Source organism: Microvirga ossetica, from assembly GCF_002741015.1.
In the GTDB taxonomy this organism is placed as follows: domain Bacteria; phylum Pseudomonadota; class Alphaproteobacteria; order Rhizobiales; family Beijerinckiaceae; genus Microvirga; species Microvirga ossetica.
This window is the reverse complement of sequence record NZ_CP016616.1, coordinates 2096568-2111545: the sequence shown is the minus strand read 5'-3', so window position 1 is coordinate 2111545 and position 14978 is coordinate 2096568. Positions and strand designations below refer to the sequence as shown.

Genomic DNA, 14978 nt, shown 5'->3' with positions numbered 1-14978 from the left:
TTACGCGGGCGGCTGATGCTCCGGTCTCAGCAGGGTAAGCCGATCGAGTGGGCTCATGACGGCGCGGATCGTGGAGGTGGCGACACGGGTGTAGAGCGCAGTGGTCTCGAGTTTGGCATGCCCGAGCAGGACCTGGATCACGCGAATGTCGATGTTCTGTTCCAGCAGATGCGTGGCGAAGCTATGCCTGAGCGTGTGCGGGCTCACGCGCTTGGTGATCCCGGCCTGCTGCGCGGCCGCATGGAAGGCGCGGTTGAGCTGGCGCGTGGTGAGCGGGTTGACCGGGTTCTGGCCGGGAAAGAGCCAGACCAGGGGCCGCGCGATCCGCCACCAGTCGCGCAAGAGTTCGAGCAATTGCGGGGAGAGCATCGCATAGCGATCCTTGCGGCCCTTGCCCTGCTCGATGCGGATGAGCATGCGCTGAGAGTCGATATCGCAGACCTTGAGCGACACGACTTCCGACACCCGCAGCCCAGCGCCATAGGCCGCGCTCAGAGCTGCCTTGTACTTGGGGCCCGGGGCCGCCTCGAGAAGGCGAGCCACTTCCGCCGGGCTCAGGACGAGGGGTACTTTGCGCGGCTCGTGGACCAAGGTGAGACGCCGAGCCAGATCGATCCGATCGAGGGTGACGGTGAAGAAGAAGCGCAGGGCCGCGACCGCCGCGGTGCGGCTGGGTGGGGTCACGCCGCTTTCGGTCAGGTGCAACTGGAACTGCCGCACATCCTCAGGCGAGGCGGTCTCCGGCGAGCGGCCGAGGAAGGCCGCGAAGCGTCTGACCTGGCGGATGTAATCAGTGCAGGTCTTCTCGACGAAATGGCGCACCGTCATGTCATCGATCATGCGCTGGCGCAGCGGGCTGATGGCTGTCTCGGACATCGAAGGCTCCTGTCGTGAGGTGGAGGCACCAAACCCCTCGATCCTCAAGACAGGACCCAGCCCTGTCATCGTGTGCCGTTCAGCGGGTTACCGCCCCCAAGCCATGGCACCGCCCCAGCCGCAGTGCCCTCCCGCGCGAGCGGGTTCGTTCTCTGGCCCAGAGGAGAAGTTAGCGTGTTCCATGCTAGTTGGTTTGGGGTCGCACAACGCTGGCTTGAAGAGCTGGATTAAGGAAGCCGGGAGTGGCGGGCCACAGAAGTTGGCCAGCCGTAACCTAGTACGCATTACCTATCACGTGGCGATGTGGACGAGGATGCCCTGCTGCCTGCCGCGGAGCTGGATCTCGCGGGATGCCTGGAACCTCGTGAGCCACTCCGAGCCACCCGCGGCCTGGATGCAATCCTCTGAAGCGATGATCGAGCCGCCTACCGCCCGGGTGATCTCCTCAAGCCTGCTCGCCACGTTCACGACGTCGCCGACGACAGTGAATTCGACGCGCTCCCTGCCGCCGAGATTGCCGACCGTCACAGGACCGCAGTGGATCCCAATCGACACGCGCAGCGGAATGGCGCCGCGAGTGGATCTTTTCCGGTTCCAGCGCTCGATCTCCTGCTGGAGCTCGAAGGCACAGGCGAGCGCGCGGACCGGCGCATCCGGTTGCAGGCCGATGGAGCCGAAGGTTGCCATGAAGCCGTCGCCCAGGTACTTGTCGAGCGTGCCGCCATGCTTGAACACGACGGCGCTACTGCGCTCCTGAAAGCTGCGCAGCAAGGCGAACGTTCGCTCGGGCGAGAGGGTCTCAGTGAGCTTGGTGAAGCCGACGATGTCCGCAAACAGGACCGCCACCGTCCTTGTCGCCGGCTCTCCGAATGCCGTCCCGCCGCGCCTGGCGAGGGCCTCGGCCACGTCCGGAGAGACATAGCGCGAGAGATCCGCGCGCACGACCTCGGCCTCGACCTGATTCAACAGAGTCCGCCGGCTGCGCCAGACGGCAAGCGTGATGAGCAGGGTGAACAGGGAGGTCGAGACAAGCTGGGTATACCATGCCGTCAGGCCGACAAAGGCAGGCTTGAAGGAGAGATCCAGGACTGCGGCCGACGTCAGCGCTCCCTCCGCGGCCGCATCGTTGAACCGCAGCGTGTCCGGTTGCGAGTAAATCGAGAAGACCCCGATCGACCAGATGACGAGGATCGACACGCCCGTCCAGAGCACCCTCCTTGGGGAGTAGGTGAGAGCGGCCTCTGCGAGGAGAAGGAGAACATAGAGAAATTCCTGGCCGCGAAGTCGGGTCTGGATGGGCCATTCATTGCCGAGACTGGCCGGAGGAGGAAGCAGGATCGCCACTGAGACCAGCGCGACATCAAGTACAATAAAGCCTAGCTTAATCGCCTCGCCGTGAGGATGATGCCGCAGACGGTACGGGAGGTAACCGAGGACGAAGAACCCGAAGGCGTAGGCCCCGTAATAGAGATCGCGTGGCCATGGTACGAGCCAGATGAGCCAGACGGACACGACGATGATCGCAGTCAGCCGGGCATAGAACGCGAACTGGAGGCCTTCAAGTTCCGCCTGTCGAATGCTCGCCTGAAGATGATCCTGTGAGTTTCCATGAGACCAAAGCGATCGAAGCGCCTGCAAGGCACTGGACACAAAGCCGATGATCCGGTTCGCCACGTCAGACATGTGCTCGCTCTGCTAATCACGAAGGCTCTGAGCTTGAACCTGATAGCATTCCGGCAAGAGCCTTGCACGGTGCGAGCAGAAACGGCGATGGGGGTCAGGCCGGAGCTTAGGTCCATACGGAAATGTTTCGGGTGCAAGCCTGCCGCCCTAACGCATGCGGGGATCACCCGCGGTACTGATCGTCCGTTACGTGTTCCATCCAATCGACAGGAGAGCCGTTCAGCTTTTCTTGGATGGCGATGTGGCTCATGCCCGTGGTGGCTGTCGCGCCGTGCCAGTGCTTCTCGCCAGGCTCGAACCAGACCACGTCACCCGGCCGGATCTCCTCGATAGGGCCGCCCTCGCGCTGCACCCAGCCAAGGCCGGACGTGACGATGAGGGTCTGGCCCAGCGGATGGGTGTGCCAAGCCGTGCGCGCGCCGGGCTCGAACGTGACATGAGCCCCCGCAACACGCGCCGGATCGGGCGGGCTGAACAGCGGATCGACCCGGACAACGCCGGTGAACCATTCCGCAGGTCCCTTGCCCGAGGCTTGTGAACCGCTTCTCTTGATTTCCATCGTCCTTCTCCTTTAACGATTGGAAAGCTCGGATCGTGTTCGCGATCTCCAATCAGGTATGCGCGGGGTCATCTAGTGTGCGTGGCTCCAGGCGATTAGATGGCGAAATGTGCATGATGCCGCCAGTTACTTCGGCGCGAGTTCGCCGTACCAATAGGCGGCCGTCACGCCACCATCCATGAGGAAATCGCTGCCCGTAATGAACGCGCCATCTGGACCCATGAGGAGGGCGCCGACGGTTCCAACTTCGTCCGGGGTGCCGGCTCTCCCCGCGGCTGACAACTCGAGCATGCGGCGGTAGCCGGGGCCGCGCGGCCCCTCGAGTTCATCCTTCGCGAGCGGCGTGATGATGATCCCGGGGCTTATGGTATTGATCCGTGCACCACGCTTGCCCCAGCGAACGGCTTCGGCCATCACCCGCAACGAATTCCCCCGCTTCGAGATCTGGTAGGCGTGAAGGGGTTCCTTCACCTGGTCGGGCTGAAGCATCGGCAGCTTGAGCAAGTCTTCAGTAGGCGTCGTTGCGAGTGCCGCGTTCTGCTCGACGGAGAGCGGCGGCAGGCGGTGCCCTGACTGGGACGCGAGCACGACGCCCGCGCCTCCGGACGCGATGACGCTGCCGAACTCCTCGAGCATAAGTGCGGTGCCGTAGAGATCGACCTTGAGGATCGTTTCCGGCGAGGCTTGGGTCGGCGAGACGCCAGCGGCATGGATGACGCCGGAGACTTCACCCAGCGCCGTGGCCATCTCGACCAGAGCGTGAACCGAGGCGCGCGATGACACGTCGACGGTGGCAGTGCTCACGGTGAACCCGGCCTCGCTCAGGGTTTTCGCTGCCGCATCGGCGTTTTCGGAGCGCAGATCAGCGAGCAGGACATGCTTACCAGCACTCACCCGCCGCGCGATGGCTTGGCCGATCGATCCGGCTCCAATGACGACAATCACATTTGTCATAAAACTTCTCTCTGCTGCCTTTGGGTTCAAGTCTTTCCGATCTGTTTGTTCCCGGAATTGGACACCAAAGGTCCGTCGAAACCGATTTCCGGTCTCAATTCCGAGTAAATTTTGTCCAAAATTGAATAGCGTCGGCGATCCACCCTTCGGCGCTCGTGCCGGTACCGAGCCCGAAGCCGTGACCGAGGTTCTTGTACTTCCGGTAGTCCACCTCCGTACCGGCCTGTCGCAGTGCCGCAATCCGCCGTTCCATCGCGGAAGGAGGCGCGATCCCGTCGTGCTCGCCCACAACCACAAAGGTCGGAGGGTCATCGGACGAATGGTCTGAATGGGCCGTGTAGGCCATCACGACAACAACCGGCTTCGGCAAGTCCTTCCCTCCGAAGCGGGCGACGCCGTGCGATCCGATAGACGCCGCTATCCTCGCCCCCGCGGAGCTGCCCCACAGGGAATAGCCTTGCGTTCCAACCCTGAGCGTGTCGGCATTCTCGAAGATGTACGAAATGGCCGCAGCCAGATCCTGGGTGGCGACCGTTCCGCCTTGTCCCACCCGATACTTCAGGACGAAGGCGTTGTATCCCTTTTTGCTGATCTCGACGGCATACGGAAAGCCTTCGTGGACGGAGCCAACATAGGAAAACCCGCCTCCGGGCGCGATGACCGCAAAGGGTGCCCCCAGCTTTCCGCGGAAGAAGAACAACCCAGTCTGCTTCTTCGTCGGATCCTCTCGCTTCTGCGCTTCGGTGTAGAAGTCGTAGAAGATGGTTCTGCCCTTGCCCACATCGTCGATCATGCGGTTCAACGATCCCACCACCGTCTCGGGACGGACCTGCGTGTGGTACGGCAGGAGCGAGCCTATATCGGCTAGCCGCATGCTCTCGTCATATGTGCGATCAACCCACGGTAATATCCGCCGACCGAACCCCGAGAACGCCGGATGGTTCAGGATGTCCCGGATGCTGCTGTTCGCGGACAGAGGAACCGCGTCGGCTCCGCCCGCCACCTGCACTTTGCTCTCACCGGACCTGTCATGCGCCATGGCGGCCTCGTTCGCTTTTGCTACCGCGCAGGTCGACAACAGCAACAGGGAGAGCGCCCTGGTGGCGGACGGCGATGCGAGGATGCCCAATTGCGATTTATCCGATAGCCTGTTGATCGTTGACCACGGTCGAACAGTCGGAATGCGTGGCCGTCTTCAGCCCTCGCGGGATCTCCGTCTTGCGCCCGATCGATGAGGTCACGTTCCTTCGGTGCTGGAGCCATTTCACGGCGTAGTAGGTCACGGACATGTAGAGCCCTGCGATCGCGATGCAGTGGATGAAGAAGCCCAAGACCGACTCCTCGAAATTCCACCAGTCGAGCGTGACCTGCATGGCGAGCTTGGTGCCGAGTCCCAGCTCGAAGGAACTCCAGACACCATGGATCGCGATGACCACGGCACTCGCCCGAAGTGCAAGGGTCCGCACGCTACTCGCCTTCGAGACGCCGAACAGGTTGCGTGTCAGGCCCATGATCATCGGCCAGCGCAGGCCGAGATGAATAGAGACGATGACGAGCACCCAATAGGCGGCGAGGATATGGATCTGTCGCACGGTGAAGCCGCCATAGGCTGACATGACGTCGGACAGCGTGTTGGAGATCAAGACGCTGGTGACGAGCAGGGCGAGCATCGCGATCAGCAGCAGGAGGGTGATCCCGATGTTGAACAACCCGCGCACCGGACGTTTCTCTTTGGAGACCCTGCCGTACCAGCGCCGATTGAAGACATTGTGCACGATGATGAGCAAAAACATGCCCGTGCCCACTAGCTCATGGACTGTGTTGCCCAGCCACCAGTAGGCAAGGCCGAGCAGCAGCAGGCCGGCGGCGATCAGGTCGAACGCCAGCCGCATCAGGAACATTGAACTCAAGATCGGCCTCCCGGGATCATTCGATCGGCGTGCCGTTGAACCGGGGAATGCGGTACCCAGTATAAAGGTATTCGCTTCCCGCCTGGCTCTGATGGCAGGATTGGCAGCGGGCGGTGTTCTCGCTCATGTTGACCGTCCTGTCGGGCTTGAACCACTGGAACTGCCAGTCGCCGGTGCGGCGGCGTTCGTCATATTCCCCGCCCCATCCGTCGCCCTTCTGCATGACGAAGTAGCGGAAGACTTCGCCCTCGCGGTAGTCGACGAGCACGAAGTGCGTGCCAGACGGGACCGGCTGTCCCTTTTTGACGGCCTCGATGGCCTCCGGCGTGGTCATGATGTGCTCGGTCACGTTGCCGCGCCGGACGGTCGTGTAATGCACCAACTGCTCGAGGGTGGGAAACGTCACGCGATTGCTCTCGGCAATAGCCTGCCAGCCGACAAGCATGACGGCGGCATAGGCCAGGGCAATCAACGGAAGACGTGTTCTCGGGGACTTCACTAGGACCTCATATCGGTTGGGCATCGGGGCAAGTCGGAGGGGCGCGTTGTCTTCGGCACGCCCCTCCGCGGGATGACTGCAATGGTGGGGGTGGATCAGGTCTTTGGAGGCGCTTCCACGCCCGAGAAGACCAGCACCGCGTCCGGAAGACGTGCACCCCGGACCTGTATCGCGGCCACGGCTTGGTTCAGCTCAGTGACCTCGGACGGCGTGAACTGTACTGAGGCCGCACCGATGTTCTCGAGCATGTGCGCCATCTGGGTCGTGCCCGGGATGGGAACGATCCAGGGCTTCTGCGCCATCAACCAAGCCAGAGCGATCTGCGCCGGGGTGGCTCGCTTGCGTTCGGCCCAGTTCCTCAGCAGCGCAATGAGCGCGAGGTTGTGGGGAAGGTTTTCCGGCGAGAAGCGGGACTCGATCCCGCGGATGTCACCCTGCGCAAACTGGGTCCTGGCATCGATGGCGCCGGTCAGGAAGCCCACCCCGAGCGGGCTCCATGGGACGAAGCCGATGCCGAGTTCCTGGCAGAGCGGAAGGACCGAATCCTCCGGCCCCCGCCAGAGCATGGAATACTCGCTCTGGACGGCATTGACAGGCAATGTTGCATGAGCCCGCCGCAGCGTGTTGAGCCCCATCTCGGACAGGCCCCAGTGCAGGACCTTGCCTTGCGCCATCAGATCCTTGACCGCGCCGGCGACATCCTCGATCGGCACCTGCGGGTCGACGCGGTGCTGGTAGAGGAGATCGATGCGATCGGTCCGCAGGCGCCTCAGCATGCCCTCGACGGCCGCTTTGATGCGCTCCGGGCGGCTCATGAGACCCGGGCGCCGCTCTCCCGTCTCCAGATCGACGTCCCAGCCAAACTTGGAGGTGATGACGACCTTGTCGCGGAATGACGCGATGGCTTCGCCCAGGATCCGCTCGCACTCGTGGGGGCCGTAAGCCTCGGCCGTATCGAAGAAGGTCACGCCACGGTCGAAGGCCGTCCGGATGATGTTGAGCATCTCGGGCCGGCTGGGGATCGTCGTCTGGTAGGTCCGGTGCATGTTCTGGACGCCGAGGCCCACGCTCGAGACTTCCAGCGAGCCGAGCTTGCGGCGATCCCTCATGGCTGCAGAGGCGGAGCCCTGACTGCCATTGCCTGCTCCTTGTGCACCCTGCTGGGCATTAGCCGGGAAAGAAGTGCCAACGACCATGGGCGCTGCGGCCACACCGACTGCTGCTGCCAGAAACTTGCGTCGGTTGGGATCGGCTCTCCGGGTTTCCGTCACTGACATGCTTTGCTCCGTTGGATATCGCTGTGCCTATGGGAGGGCGGCTTGGTTCGAACCTAATCACGGAGACTGCGATCGATTAGACTAGGAATGCCGCATGAGCCTATGAGCATTGCTCATGAATGGCTCCGGCGGCATCCGTGCTGGATCATCGCAAGGCCTGTTCTTTGATTTGCCGGATCGCGGCATTGAAGCCCTTCGGCGTTCCGCTGGACCCTGCGAGCTTGCCGACATTCACTTGGTCGATCGGCCTGCCCACCACGACCTTCGGCACGGCCGCCGCGAAACGACGCTGCAACTCGAGCGAGCGGGGAACCGTCGCGTGCGGGGTCACCTCCACTGCGGTGATGATGCCACTGGCCAGGGTCGCCTCGACCGTGATGAACGATGGCTCGTTTCCGTATTGTCCAGTCGCGGTATAGACGCCGTCCGCATAGCGGTTTCGCAGGGATGTGGCTGGAGGTGTGGCTGTCCAGGGAGCCGACGTAGGCTCTTGCGCGCGCGAACCGGAGCTCCAGCCTCCCACCAGCATCATAACCGCCGGGATCATCACCATCCGTTTCATGTTTCTTGCCATCGTCATGTCGCCGTCCCTGTCTTCATGTGAAGAGCTCGCCGTCGAAGTCAGTGGAGATCTCGGCACGACCATCGGCGAACATCCGGACCCATGAGAACGGGAACGCAGGTGCCAGGCGCTCCGCTGGGGTGAAGAAGAGAGCCGTCGCGAGTCCGTCTGCGGTGGCCGCATCGTCCGCGACAACCCAGGTTGCGACGACGTCGTGTGTCGGCATCCCGGTGCGTCCGTCGATCACGTGATGCAGTTGGTCACCCCAGGCGCGCCGGTTCACGGCCGAGGCGCAGAGGGCACGATCTTTCAGATCCACCACACCGATGGCGAGTCGGGCGTCGAAGGGATGCTCCAATCCGATCCGAAGAGGGCTTGGTCCTGAATGAAGCAGGTCGCCGCTGCCATCCACGACGAAGCTCGTGTGTCCTTCCTCGCGCAGCATGGCCGCGATGAGATCGATGAGATATCCTTTGCCGACCGCGCCAATGTCGATCACGAGTGGGCACCGGGTAACGAGCGATGCACCCTCACGTCGAACGTCATTCGACCAACGCGGCCATGCGAGGGAATGGCTGCGGAGTTGGGTAATGTCCGGCGTCAGCGAATAGGTTCGGTCATAGCCGAGCAGTTCCAGATCGCGCCCAACCAGCGGATCTACTGCACCGTCCGTGCAGGCGTTCAGCCGATCATAAAGATCGAAAAGCTTGATCGAGTCCTCTGGGAGGGTGAAACGCCCGCCCTCGGGTGAAGACGCGATCCGCGAGACCAGCGAGTCCGACCGAAACCGCGAATAGGTCACGTCGAACCGCTCGATCCGCTCAAGGATCCGCCGTCGTGCCGGAATCTCCAGCGGCGACGGCGTTTCGATCTCCCAAGCGGTTCCGATGGCCTCGAACGTGAAACGGATCATCGCCCTTGCCCGCGCGCGATCAAAGCCGGGTCATCTTTAGTGCACCTTCGGGCAGCCGTTCGCCTTTGAGATCGATCCTCGACGCCGCGGCGTCGATGTCACGGAGGTCGTCGGTCGCGAGTTGAATCTCCGTCGATCCGATATTTTCCTCCAGGCGATGCAGCTTGGTGGTGCCGGGGATCGGCACGATCCAGGGCTTTTGCGCGAGCAACCATGCCAGTGCGATCTGCGCGGGCGTGGCGCCTTTCCTGGCCGCTACGTCCTTGAGAAGATTAACCAGGGCGAGGTTCGCCTCCCTGGCTTCGGGCGAAAAACGAGGGACGCTGTTACGGAAGTCCATGCTGTCGAACGTCGTGGATGCGTCGATCTTGCCCGTGAGGAAGCCGGCGCCCAACGGGCTGAAGGGCGCGAAGCCGATCCCGAGTTCCTCCAGCGTCGGAAGGATCTCCGCCTCCGGGCCCCGGTACCAGAGGGAATACTCGCTCTGGACCGCCGCCACGGGCTGGACGGCGTGGGCGCGGCGGATCGTATTTGCCCCGGCTTCCGAGAGCCCGAAGGCCCTGACCTTGCCTGCTTGGATCAGGTCCTTGACCGCGCCGGCGACGTCCTCGATCGGAACATCCGGATCGACACGATGCTGATAGAACAGGTCGATCACGTCGGTCTTCAGGCGCTTGAGGGAGGCATCCGCGACGGCCTTGATGTGTTCGGGTCGGCTGTTGACCCCACCGCGGCGCTCCCGGGTAGCCGGGTCGAGATCGAAGCCGAACTTGGTGGCGATGAGCACTTGGCTTCTCAATGGCGTGAGCGCCTCGCCGACCAATTCCTCGTTTGTGAACGGGCCATACACTTCGGCCGTATCGAAGAAGGTGACACCACGCTCCACCGCCGTTTGGATCAGGGCGATCATCTCCTGCCTGTCCGCGGGCGGGCCGTAATTGGCGCTCATGCCCATGCAGCCGAGGCCGAGGGCCGAGACTTCCAGTCCATCCCTCCCGAGTGTCCGCTTTTGCATCTCTGTTCTCCGATGACTGAGCCTCAGAACCTCAAGCGGTCGATGAGGCGACAGCCAACGATCTAGTGATTGGGACTACCCCCAACTAGCTGCTAAAACCCGCATGAACATATGAAGGACTTTCATGAATGCCGCGAGACGCCATCAATGACCTCCAAGCCTTTCTGGCGGTCGCGAGGGAACAGAGCTTCACGAAGGCTGCAACGAAGCTGGGCGTCTCTCAGTCGGCACTGAGCCACACCGTGCGCGGACTCGAGGCGCAGCTCGGAGTTCGTCTCTTGACCCGTACCACCCGCAGCGTCGCGCCGACCCCGGCGGGGGACCGCCTCCTCACGACGATGGGGCCGCTCCTCGACGAGATCGAGGCCGGAATGGCCGCCCTGAGCGAATTCCGCGATAAGCCTGCGGGGACCATCCGCATCACGACGGGCGAGCATGCGGCCCACACGGTTCTCTGGCCTGCAGTGGAGCGGCTGCTGCCGGACTACCCGGACATCAAGGTGGAACTGGACCTCAACAACGGCCTGACCGATATCGTGGCGGGACGCTACGATGCCGGCGTGAGGCTCGGCGAGCAGGTGGCCAAGGACATGGTTGCGGTCCGGATCGGGCCTGATGCACGCATGGCGGTCGTCGGCGCACCGTCCTATTTCGCAAACCGGCCGCGCCCGCGGACACCGGAGGATCTGACCAGCCACGACTGCATCGGTCTGCGCATGCAATCCGGCGGCCTCCTGACATGGGAGTTCGAGAAGGGCGATCGGGAGGTGAAGGCGCGGGTCGAAGGACGGCTCGTGTTCAACAGCACGCTCATGGCTCTTGAGGCGGCAGTGGCCGGATACGGCCTGGCTTACCTGCTCGAGGATCGGGTTCAGGCTTGTCTCGCCGATGGACGGCTGGTTCGGGTGCTCGCCGACTGGTGCCCGCCGTTCTCAGGATATCACCTGTACTATCCAAGCCGCCGGCAGCCCACGCCGGCCTTTACCCTGCTCGTCGATGCGTTGCGGCATCGCGGTTGAATCAGAGATGCCGTCCTATGTCCAACAGGAGTATGTCCGTACTTTCCTGAATGGACCGATTCTGATTCACCAAAAGCCGAAGTATTGGCTTCGAAGTATTGGCTTCAAAGCGAAAGGAACACGCAATGGCAAAGAATACGATTTGTCTCTGGTGCGACGAGCACGCTGAGACTGCTGCCTGCTTCTACGCGGAGACCTTTCCTGATAGCGCGGTGGGTGCCGTGCCCCGTGCCCCGGTAACTACCCGGCCGGCAAAGAGGGTGACGTGCTGACGGTCGAATTCACCGTTGCGGGCGTTGCGCGTCTTGGCCTCAACGGAGGTCCCGCATTCAAAAATAACGAAGCTTTCTCGTTCCAGATCGCCACCGACGATCAGGACGAGACCGGCCGCTACTGGAATGCCATCGTGAGCAATGGCGGTCAGGAGAGCGCGTGCGGCAGGTGCAAAGACAAGTGGGGTCCGCTATAGGTGAGAAGTGGACTTCTTTCAAAGTGTTGCTCAAGGCTTTCTGTATGCCTCGCCCAGGCTCGACGGTGGTCCAAAAGAGTGACAAATACTTCCAGTAGGAAGCTTCTAGAGCAGTTTGATATTGCACGGATTCAGCTGGTTTGATTCCATAGCCGTGGGCTGGTGACGTGGGGTTTCAGCATGACGGCACCTCTGTCTCTTGACCTGCGCCGACGCCTAGTGGGTGCCGTTGCGGAGGGCAGTTCCATCCGCCAAGCGGCAGGGCGCTACTCCGTCAGCGTCTCAGCCGCCATCAAGCTGATGCGGCGTGTGCGCGAGACGGGCAGCTTCAAGCCTGCACAGATCGGCGGCTATCGCCGTCCCGTCCTGGAGCCGCACGAGGCTCTTCTGCGCGAGCTTGCTGACGGTAAGGATATCACCCTGGCCGAGATCCAGGCGGAACTCTCACGCCGCGTCGGCCTCACGCCTGATCTGTCGACCATCCATCACCATCTGCGCCGGCTTGGCCTGCGGCGTAAAAAAAGTCGCTAAGAGCCGCCGAGCAGGACCGGCCCGATGTCGCCCGCGAGCGCCAGCGCTGGCGCGTGTGGCAGCGCTTTATGGATGCGAGCCGCTTTGTCTTCCTGGACGAGACCGGCACGGCCACCAATATGACCCGCCGCTATGGCCGCTGCGCCAAAGGCCAGCGTCTGATCGCGAAAGCTCCTTGGGGACACTGGAAGACAACCACCTTTGTGGCCGGTCTGCGCCACACCGGTATCATCGCCCCGCTGGTGCTGGACGGACCCATGGATGGACCCACCTTCCGAGCCTACGTGGAGCAGGCATTGGCTCCTGCTCTCGCCCCTGGCGATGTGGTGGTCCTGGACAATCTTCCCGCACATAAGGTGTCGGGCGTCAAAGAGGCGATCGCCGCTCGCGGTGCGACCCTGATGTACCTGCCTCCGTATTCACCCGATTTCAACCCGATTGAGCAACTGTTCGCAAAGCTAAAGGCCCTGTTGCGCAAAGCCGCAGCTCGCACCCGCGACAGCCTTTGGAGCACAATCGGTGAAACGCTCGATGCATTCTCTCCAGACGAGTGCGGCAACTACATCAGGAACTCAGGTTATGAGCCCGTCTAAAGACAAAATGCTCTAATACTACAGCCGGGCATTGCGGCGATGTCGAGTTCGTTTGCGCCAGTGGCATTCACGGGCGCGTTGCTGATGGCGCCGGCGCCACGTTGACCAGTGCTCGACCGCTTCAACTGAAGGCGGTTGCTCCCACACCAGATGCCAGAGCAGCCGCCGCACCTCCGGCACGGTGAGCGGCAGCAACCCCGCGGCCTGCACGACGGGGGCTTCTCCCCCCGATGGCGTGCTGGCGCACGACGGTAAGATACGCATGCGCCAGCATGGCCAACGTGATGTGGCGATACCAGCCCGTCCACGCGCGCACCTCGTACTCGTCCAATCCGGTCTCGCCCTTGGCCTCCTCGAAGCAGCTCTCGATCCGCCAGCGCTGACCCGCAATCCGCACCAGCTCAGAGAGCGGCGTCTCCTCCGGCGAACGGGTGAGATAGAACGTGAACTGATGCGGGCGGCCCTTCTTACGCCGGATCAGCAGCCCGGTTTTCCAGCCCGGCACCGGCGGCGTGCGATACGGCAGATAGGCCCAATCGTACAGCCGTGGACCCTTGGCGCCATCGCCGGCGCTGAGCCGCCGCCAGCCTCTGGCCGGCACGTCCTCAAGCCAATCCTCGACGGGCTTGAACCCGAGCCGCTGGGCCGAGGTGACCGCCAGCACATAGCCGCGCCCGTGCGCCTCGATCAGGCGCCGGGTCTGATGGTCGGCGCCATACACGCAGTCGCCCACCACCCACCGGCACGGCACGCCGGCCGCGAACGCCCGCTTCAGCATCGCCTGTCCGAGCTTCGGCTTGGTGGTGAAGCCGACCTGCTCTGGCACGCCCGCTTCATCACGGCGTGCGGCGTCCGAGGCCCAGGTCTCGGGCAGGTACAGCGCCCGGTCGATCAGGGCATGACCATGCCGGCTGGCATAGGCGAGAAACACCCCGATCTGACAGACCGTATGTTCGTTGCCGGCGGAGGTGGCTCGTCCACACTATGCGATGAGCGAGGGTTGCGCCGGATGGGCCGGCGCCGAGCCTCCCGCACAGGGGACGAGCCATGCAGCAGAATAGCAAAGTGTTTGTCGGTCTGGATACGTCCAAACTGAAGATCGCGGTCGCCGTGGCTGAAGACGGCCGTCAGGGTGAAGTCCGTTTTCTGGGCGAGATCGACAACACGCCCGAGGCAGTGCGGCGCCTCGTCAGTAAGCTCAGTGGCAAGCATCGCGAGTTGCTGTTCTGCTACGAGGCCGGCCCGACCGGCTATGGCCTGCAGCGGCAGATCAGTGCTCTGGGACATGAGTGTGCGGTCATTGCGCCTTCGCTGATCCCCAAGCGCCCGGGCGAGCGCGTCAAGACCAACCGCCGCGATGCCCTGACCCTGGCCCGGCTGCATCGGGCCGGGGAGCTGACCGCCATCTGGGTGCCGGATCCAGGCCATGAGGCCGTGCGCGAGCTGGTGCGGGCGCGCGAAGCGGCCATGGCGGACCTGCGCGAGAAGCGCCAGCACCTGCAATCGTTTCTGTTGCGCCATGGACGGATCTTCTCCGGCCACAAGCCCTGGACCCGAGCGCATGCGCGCTGGCTATCCGAACTCATCTTCGAGCATCCGGCCCAGTATCTCGTCCTACGCGAGTACCGGCAGGCGATCGAGGATGCCGAGGCGCGATTGGAGCGCCTGAACCAGCAAGTCGCTGAGGTGGTCAAGACCTGGTCGATGGCGCCCGTGGTCGAGGCTTATCAGGCCCTGCGTGGGGTGGCGCTTCTGACCGCGGTGACCTTTGTAGCCGAGATCGGCGATGTACGCCGCTTCGAGAGCCCGCGCCAGCTGATGGCCTATCTCGGTCTGGTGCCGTGCGAGAGCTCGACCGGCGAGCGGGTGCGGCGCGGCAGCATCACCAAGGCGGGCAACCCACGGGTTCGTCGGGTGCTGATCGAGGGCGCTTGGACCTATCGCTTTCCGGCCCGGATGAGCCGCGTGCTGCAGGAGCGCCAGGAGGGCTTGCCAGCGATCGTGCGGGCCATTGCCTGGAAGGCGCAGGTGCGGCTGTGCGCGCGGTATCGCCGGCTGATGGCGGCCTTCCTGTGGGCGATCGGGCGCGAGATCGAGCCGCGCTCGGCCGCATAAAGC

At 63.2% G+C, this 14978-nt stretch carries 14 protein-coding genes and 2 pseudogenes; 4 read left to right on the top strand and 12 right to left on the bottom strand.

Annotated elements, in window-relative coordinates:
• The 11 genes from BB934_RS09965 to BB934_RS09915 form a co-directional block, all read right to left on the bottom strand.
• Positions 1 to 876: a tyrosine-type recombinase/integrase gene (locus BB934_RS09965; RefSeq protein WP_099509486.1), complete on the bottom strand. Its 876-nt coding sequence runs from the start codon at positions 874 to 876 to the stop codon at positions 1 to 3.
• A gap of 291 nt (positions 877 to 1167) precedes the next feature.
• Entirely contained in the window at positions 1168 to 2559 is a 1392-nt protein-coding gene (locus BB934_RS09960; RefSeq protein WP_099509485.1) for an adenylate/guanylate cyclase domain-containing protein, read from the bottom strand.
• A gap of 163 nt (positions 2560 to 2722) precedes the next feature.
• Positions 2723 to 3118 carry a (R)-mandelonitrile lyase gene (locus BB934_RS09955; protein ID WP_099509484.1) on the bottom strand — a complete coding sequence of 132 codons (396 nt, stop codon included), beginning with the start codon at positions 3116 to 3118 and terminating at the stop codon, positions 2723 to 2725.
• A 126-nt stretch (positions 3119 to 3244) separates the two neighbouring features.
• Complete coding sequence (locus BB934_RS09950) at positions 3245 to 4072, bottom strand: SDR family oxidoreductase (RefSeq protein ID WP_099509483.1); 828 nt, start codon at positions 4070 to 4072, stop codon at positions 3245 to 3247.
• Positions 4073 to 4166: 94 nt separating this feature from the next.
• A complete protein-coding gene (locus BB934_RS09945; RefSeq protein ID WP_099512722.1) occupies positions 4167 to 5111 on the bottom strand; it encodes an alpha/beta hydrolase in 945 nt (314 codons plus the stop codon).
• A 97-nt stretch (positions 5112 to 5208) separates the two neighbouring features.
• On the bottom strand, positions 5209 to 5973 hold the full coding sequence (locus tag BB934_RS09940) for a DUF4405 domain-containing protein (protein WP_237050307.1): 765 nt from the start codon (positions 5971 to 5973) through the stop codon (positions 5209 to 5211).
• Between the two features lie 25 nt (positions 5974 to 5998).
• Positions 5999 to 6427 (bottom strand): cytochrome P460 family protein, encoded by a 429-nt coding sequence (locus tag BB934_RS09935; RefSeq protein ID WP_237050306.1) that lies wholly within the window; start codon positions 6425 to 6427, stop codon positions 5999 to 6001.
• A 149-nt stretch (positions 6428 to 6576) separates the two neighbouring features.
• Positions 6577 to 7758, bottom strand: a complete 1182-nt coding sequence (locus BB934_RS09930; RefSeq protein ID WP_099509480.1) for an aldo/keto reductase — start codon at positions 7756 to 7758, stop codon at positions 6577 to 6579.
• A gap of 145 nt (positions 7759 to 7903) precedes the next feature.
• Positions 7904 to 8338 carry an FMN-binding protein gene (locus BB934_RS09925; protein WP_237050236.1) on the bottom strand — a complete coding sequence of 145 codons (435 nt, stop codon included), beginning with the start codon at positions 8336 to 8338 and terminating at the stop codon, positions 7904 to 7906.
• Positions 8339 to 8354: 16 nt separating this feature from the next.
• Positions 8355 to 9233, bottom strand: coding sequence for an FAD:protein FMN transferase (locus BB934_RS09920; protein ID WP_173909437.1), 879 nt, complete (start codon positions 9231 to 9233; stop codon positions 8355 to 8357).
• A 19-nt stretch (positions 9234 to 9252) separates the two neighbouring features.
• Positions 9253 to 10248, bottom strand: a complete 996-nt coding sequence (locus BB934_RS09915; RefSeq protein ID WP_099509479.1) for an aldo/keto reductase — start codon at positions 10246 to 10248, stop codon at positions 9253 to 9255.
• Positions 10249 to 10376: 128 nt separating this feature from the next.
• On the opposite strand from BB934_RS09915, the gene BB934_RS09910 reads away from it, so the two are divergent.
• From BB934_RS09910 to BB934_RS09900, 3 genes and pseudogenes are all read left to right on the top strand, one after another.
• Positions 10377 to 11267, top strand: a complete 891-nt coding sequence (locus BB934_RS09910; protein WP_099509478.1) for a LysR family transcriptional regulator — start codon at positions 10377 to 10379, stop codon at positions 11265 to 11267.
• A gap of 125 nt (positions 11268 to 11392) precedes the next feature.
• Positions 11393 to 11736 (top strand): annotated as a pseudogene (locus BB934_RS09905) (VOC family protein).
• Between the two features lie 180 nt (positions 11737 to 11916).
• Positions 11917 to 12860 (top strand): IS630 family transposase gene (locus BB934_RS09900; RefSeq protein ID WP_099509477.1). Its coding sequence is split into 2 segments (ribosomal slippage): positions 11917 to 12253 and positions 12253 to 12860, totalling 945 coding nucleotides; the frame shifts between segments, so codons are not numbered across the junction.
• Between the two features lie 121 nt (positions 12861 to 12981).
• Here the strand turns inward: BB934_RS09900 and BB934_RS09895 are convergent.
• Positions 12982 to 13803 (bottom strand): annotated as a pseudogene (locus BB934_RS09895) (IS701 family transposase); the annotation flags it as partial.
• A 104-nt stretch (positions 13804 to 13907) separates the two neighbouring features.
• On the opposite strand from BB934_RS09895, the gene BB934_RS09890 reads away from it, so the two are divergent.
• The gene (locus BB934_RS09890; protein ID WP_099509475.1) at positions 13908 to 14975 is read left to right on the top strand and encodes an IS110 family RNA-guided transposase; all 1068 of its coding nucleotides are present in this window, start codon (positions 13908 to 13910) and stop codon (positions 14973 to 14975) included.
• Positions 14976 to 14978 lie beyond the last annotated feature (3 nt).

Excerpts from the sequence above, each read along its gene's own strand:
- BB934_RS09925 (WP_237050236.1), bottom strand. The coding sequence starts at position 8,338 with ATGACGATGGCAAGAAACATGAAACGGATGGTGATGATCCCGGCGGTT.
- BB934_RS09955 (WP_099509484.1), bottom strand. The coding sequence starts at position 3,118 with ATGGAAATCAAGAGAAGCGGTTCACAAGCCTCGGGCAAGGGACCTGCG.
- BB934_RS09940 (WP_237050307.1), bottom strand. The coding sequence starts at position 5,973 with ATGTTCCTGATGCGGCTGGCGTTCGACCTGATCGCCGCCGGCCTGCTG.
- BB934_RS09890 (WP_099509475.1), top strand. The coding sequence starts at position 13,908 with ATGCAGCAGAATAGCAAAGTGTTTGTCGGTCTGGATACGTCCAAACTG.
- BB934_RS09960 (WP_099509485.1), bottom strand. The coding sequence starts at position 2,559 with ATGTCTGACGTGGCGAACCGGATCATCGGCTTTGTGTCCAGTGCCTTG.
- BB934_RS09945 (WP_099512722.1), bottom strand. The coding sequence starts at position 5,111 with ATGGCGCATGACAGGTCCGGTGAGAGCAAAGTGCAGGTGGCGGGCGGA.
- BB934_RS09950 (WP_099509483.1), bottom strand. The coding sequence starts at position 4,072 with ATGACAAATGTGATTGTCGTCATTGGAGCCGGATCGATCGGCCAAGCC.
- BB934_RS09915 (WP_099509479.1), bottom strand. The coding sequence starts at position 10,248 with ATGCAAAAGCGGACACTCGGGAGGGATGGACTGGAAGTCTCGGCCCTC.
- BB934_RS09965 (WP_099509486.1), bottom strand. The coding sequence starts at position 876 with ATGTCCGAGACAGCCATCAGCCCGCTGCGCCAGCGCATGATCGATGAC.
- BB934_RS09930 (WP_099509480.1), bottom strand. The coding sequence starts at position 7,758 with ATGTCAGTGACGGAAACCCGGAGAGCCGATCCCAACCGACGCAAGTTT.
- BB934_RS09910 (WP_099509478.1), top strand. The coding sequence starts at position 10,377 with ATGCCGCGAGACGCCATCAATGACCTCCAAGCCTTTCTGGCGGTCGCG.
- BB934_RS09935 (WP_237050306.1), bottom strand. The coding sequence starts at position 6,427 with ATGCTTGTCGGCTGGCAGGCTATTGCCGAGAGCAATCGCGTGACGTTT.
- BB934_RS09920 (WP_173909437.1), bottom strand. The coding sequence starts at position 9,233 with ATGATCCGTTTCACGTTCGAGGCCATCGGAACCGCTTGGGAGATCGAA.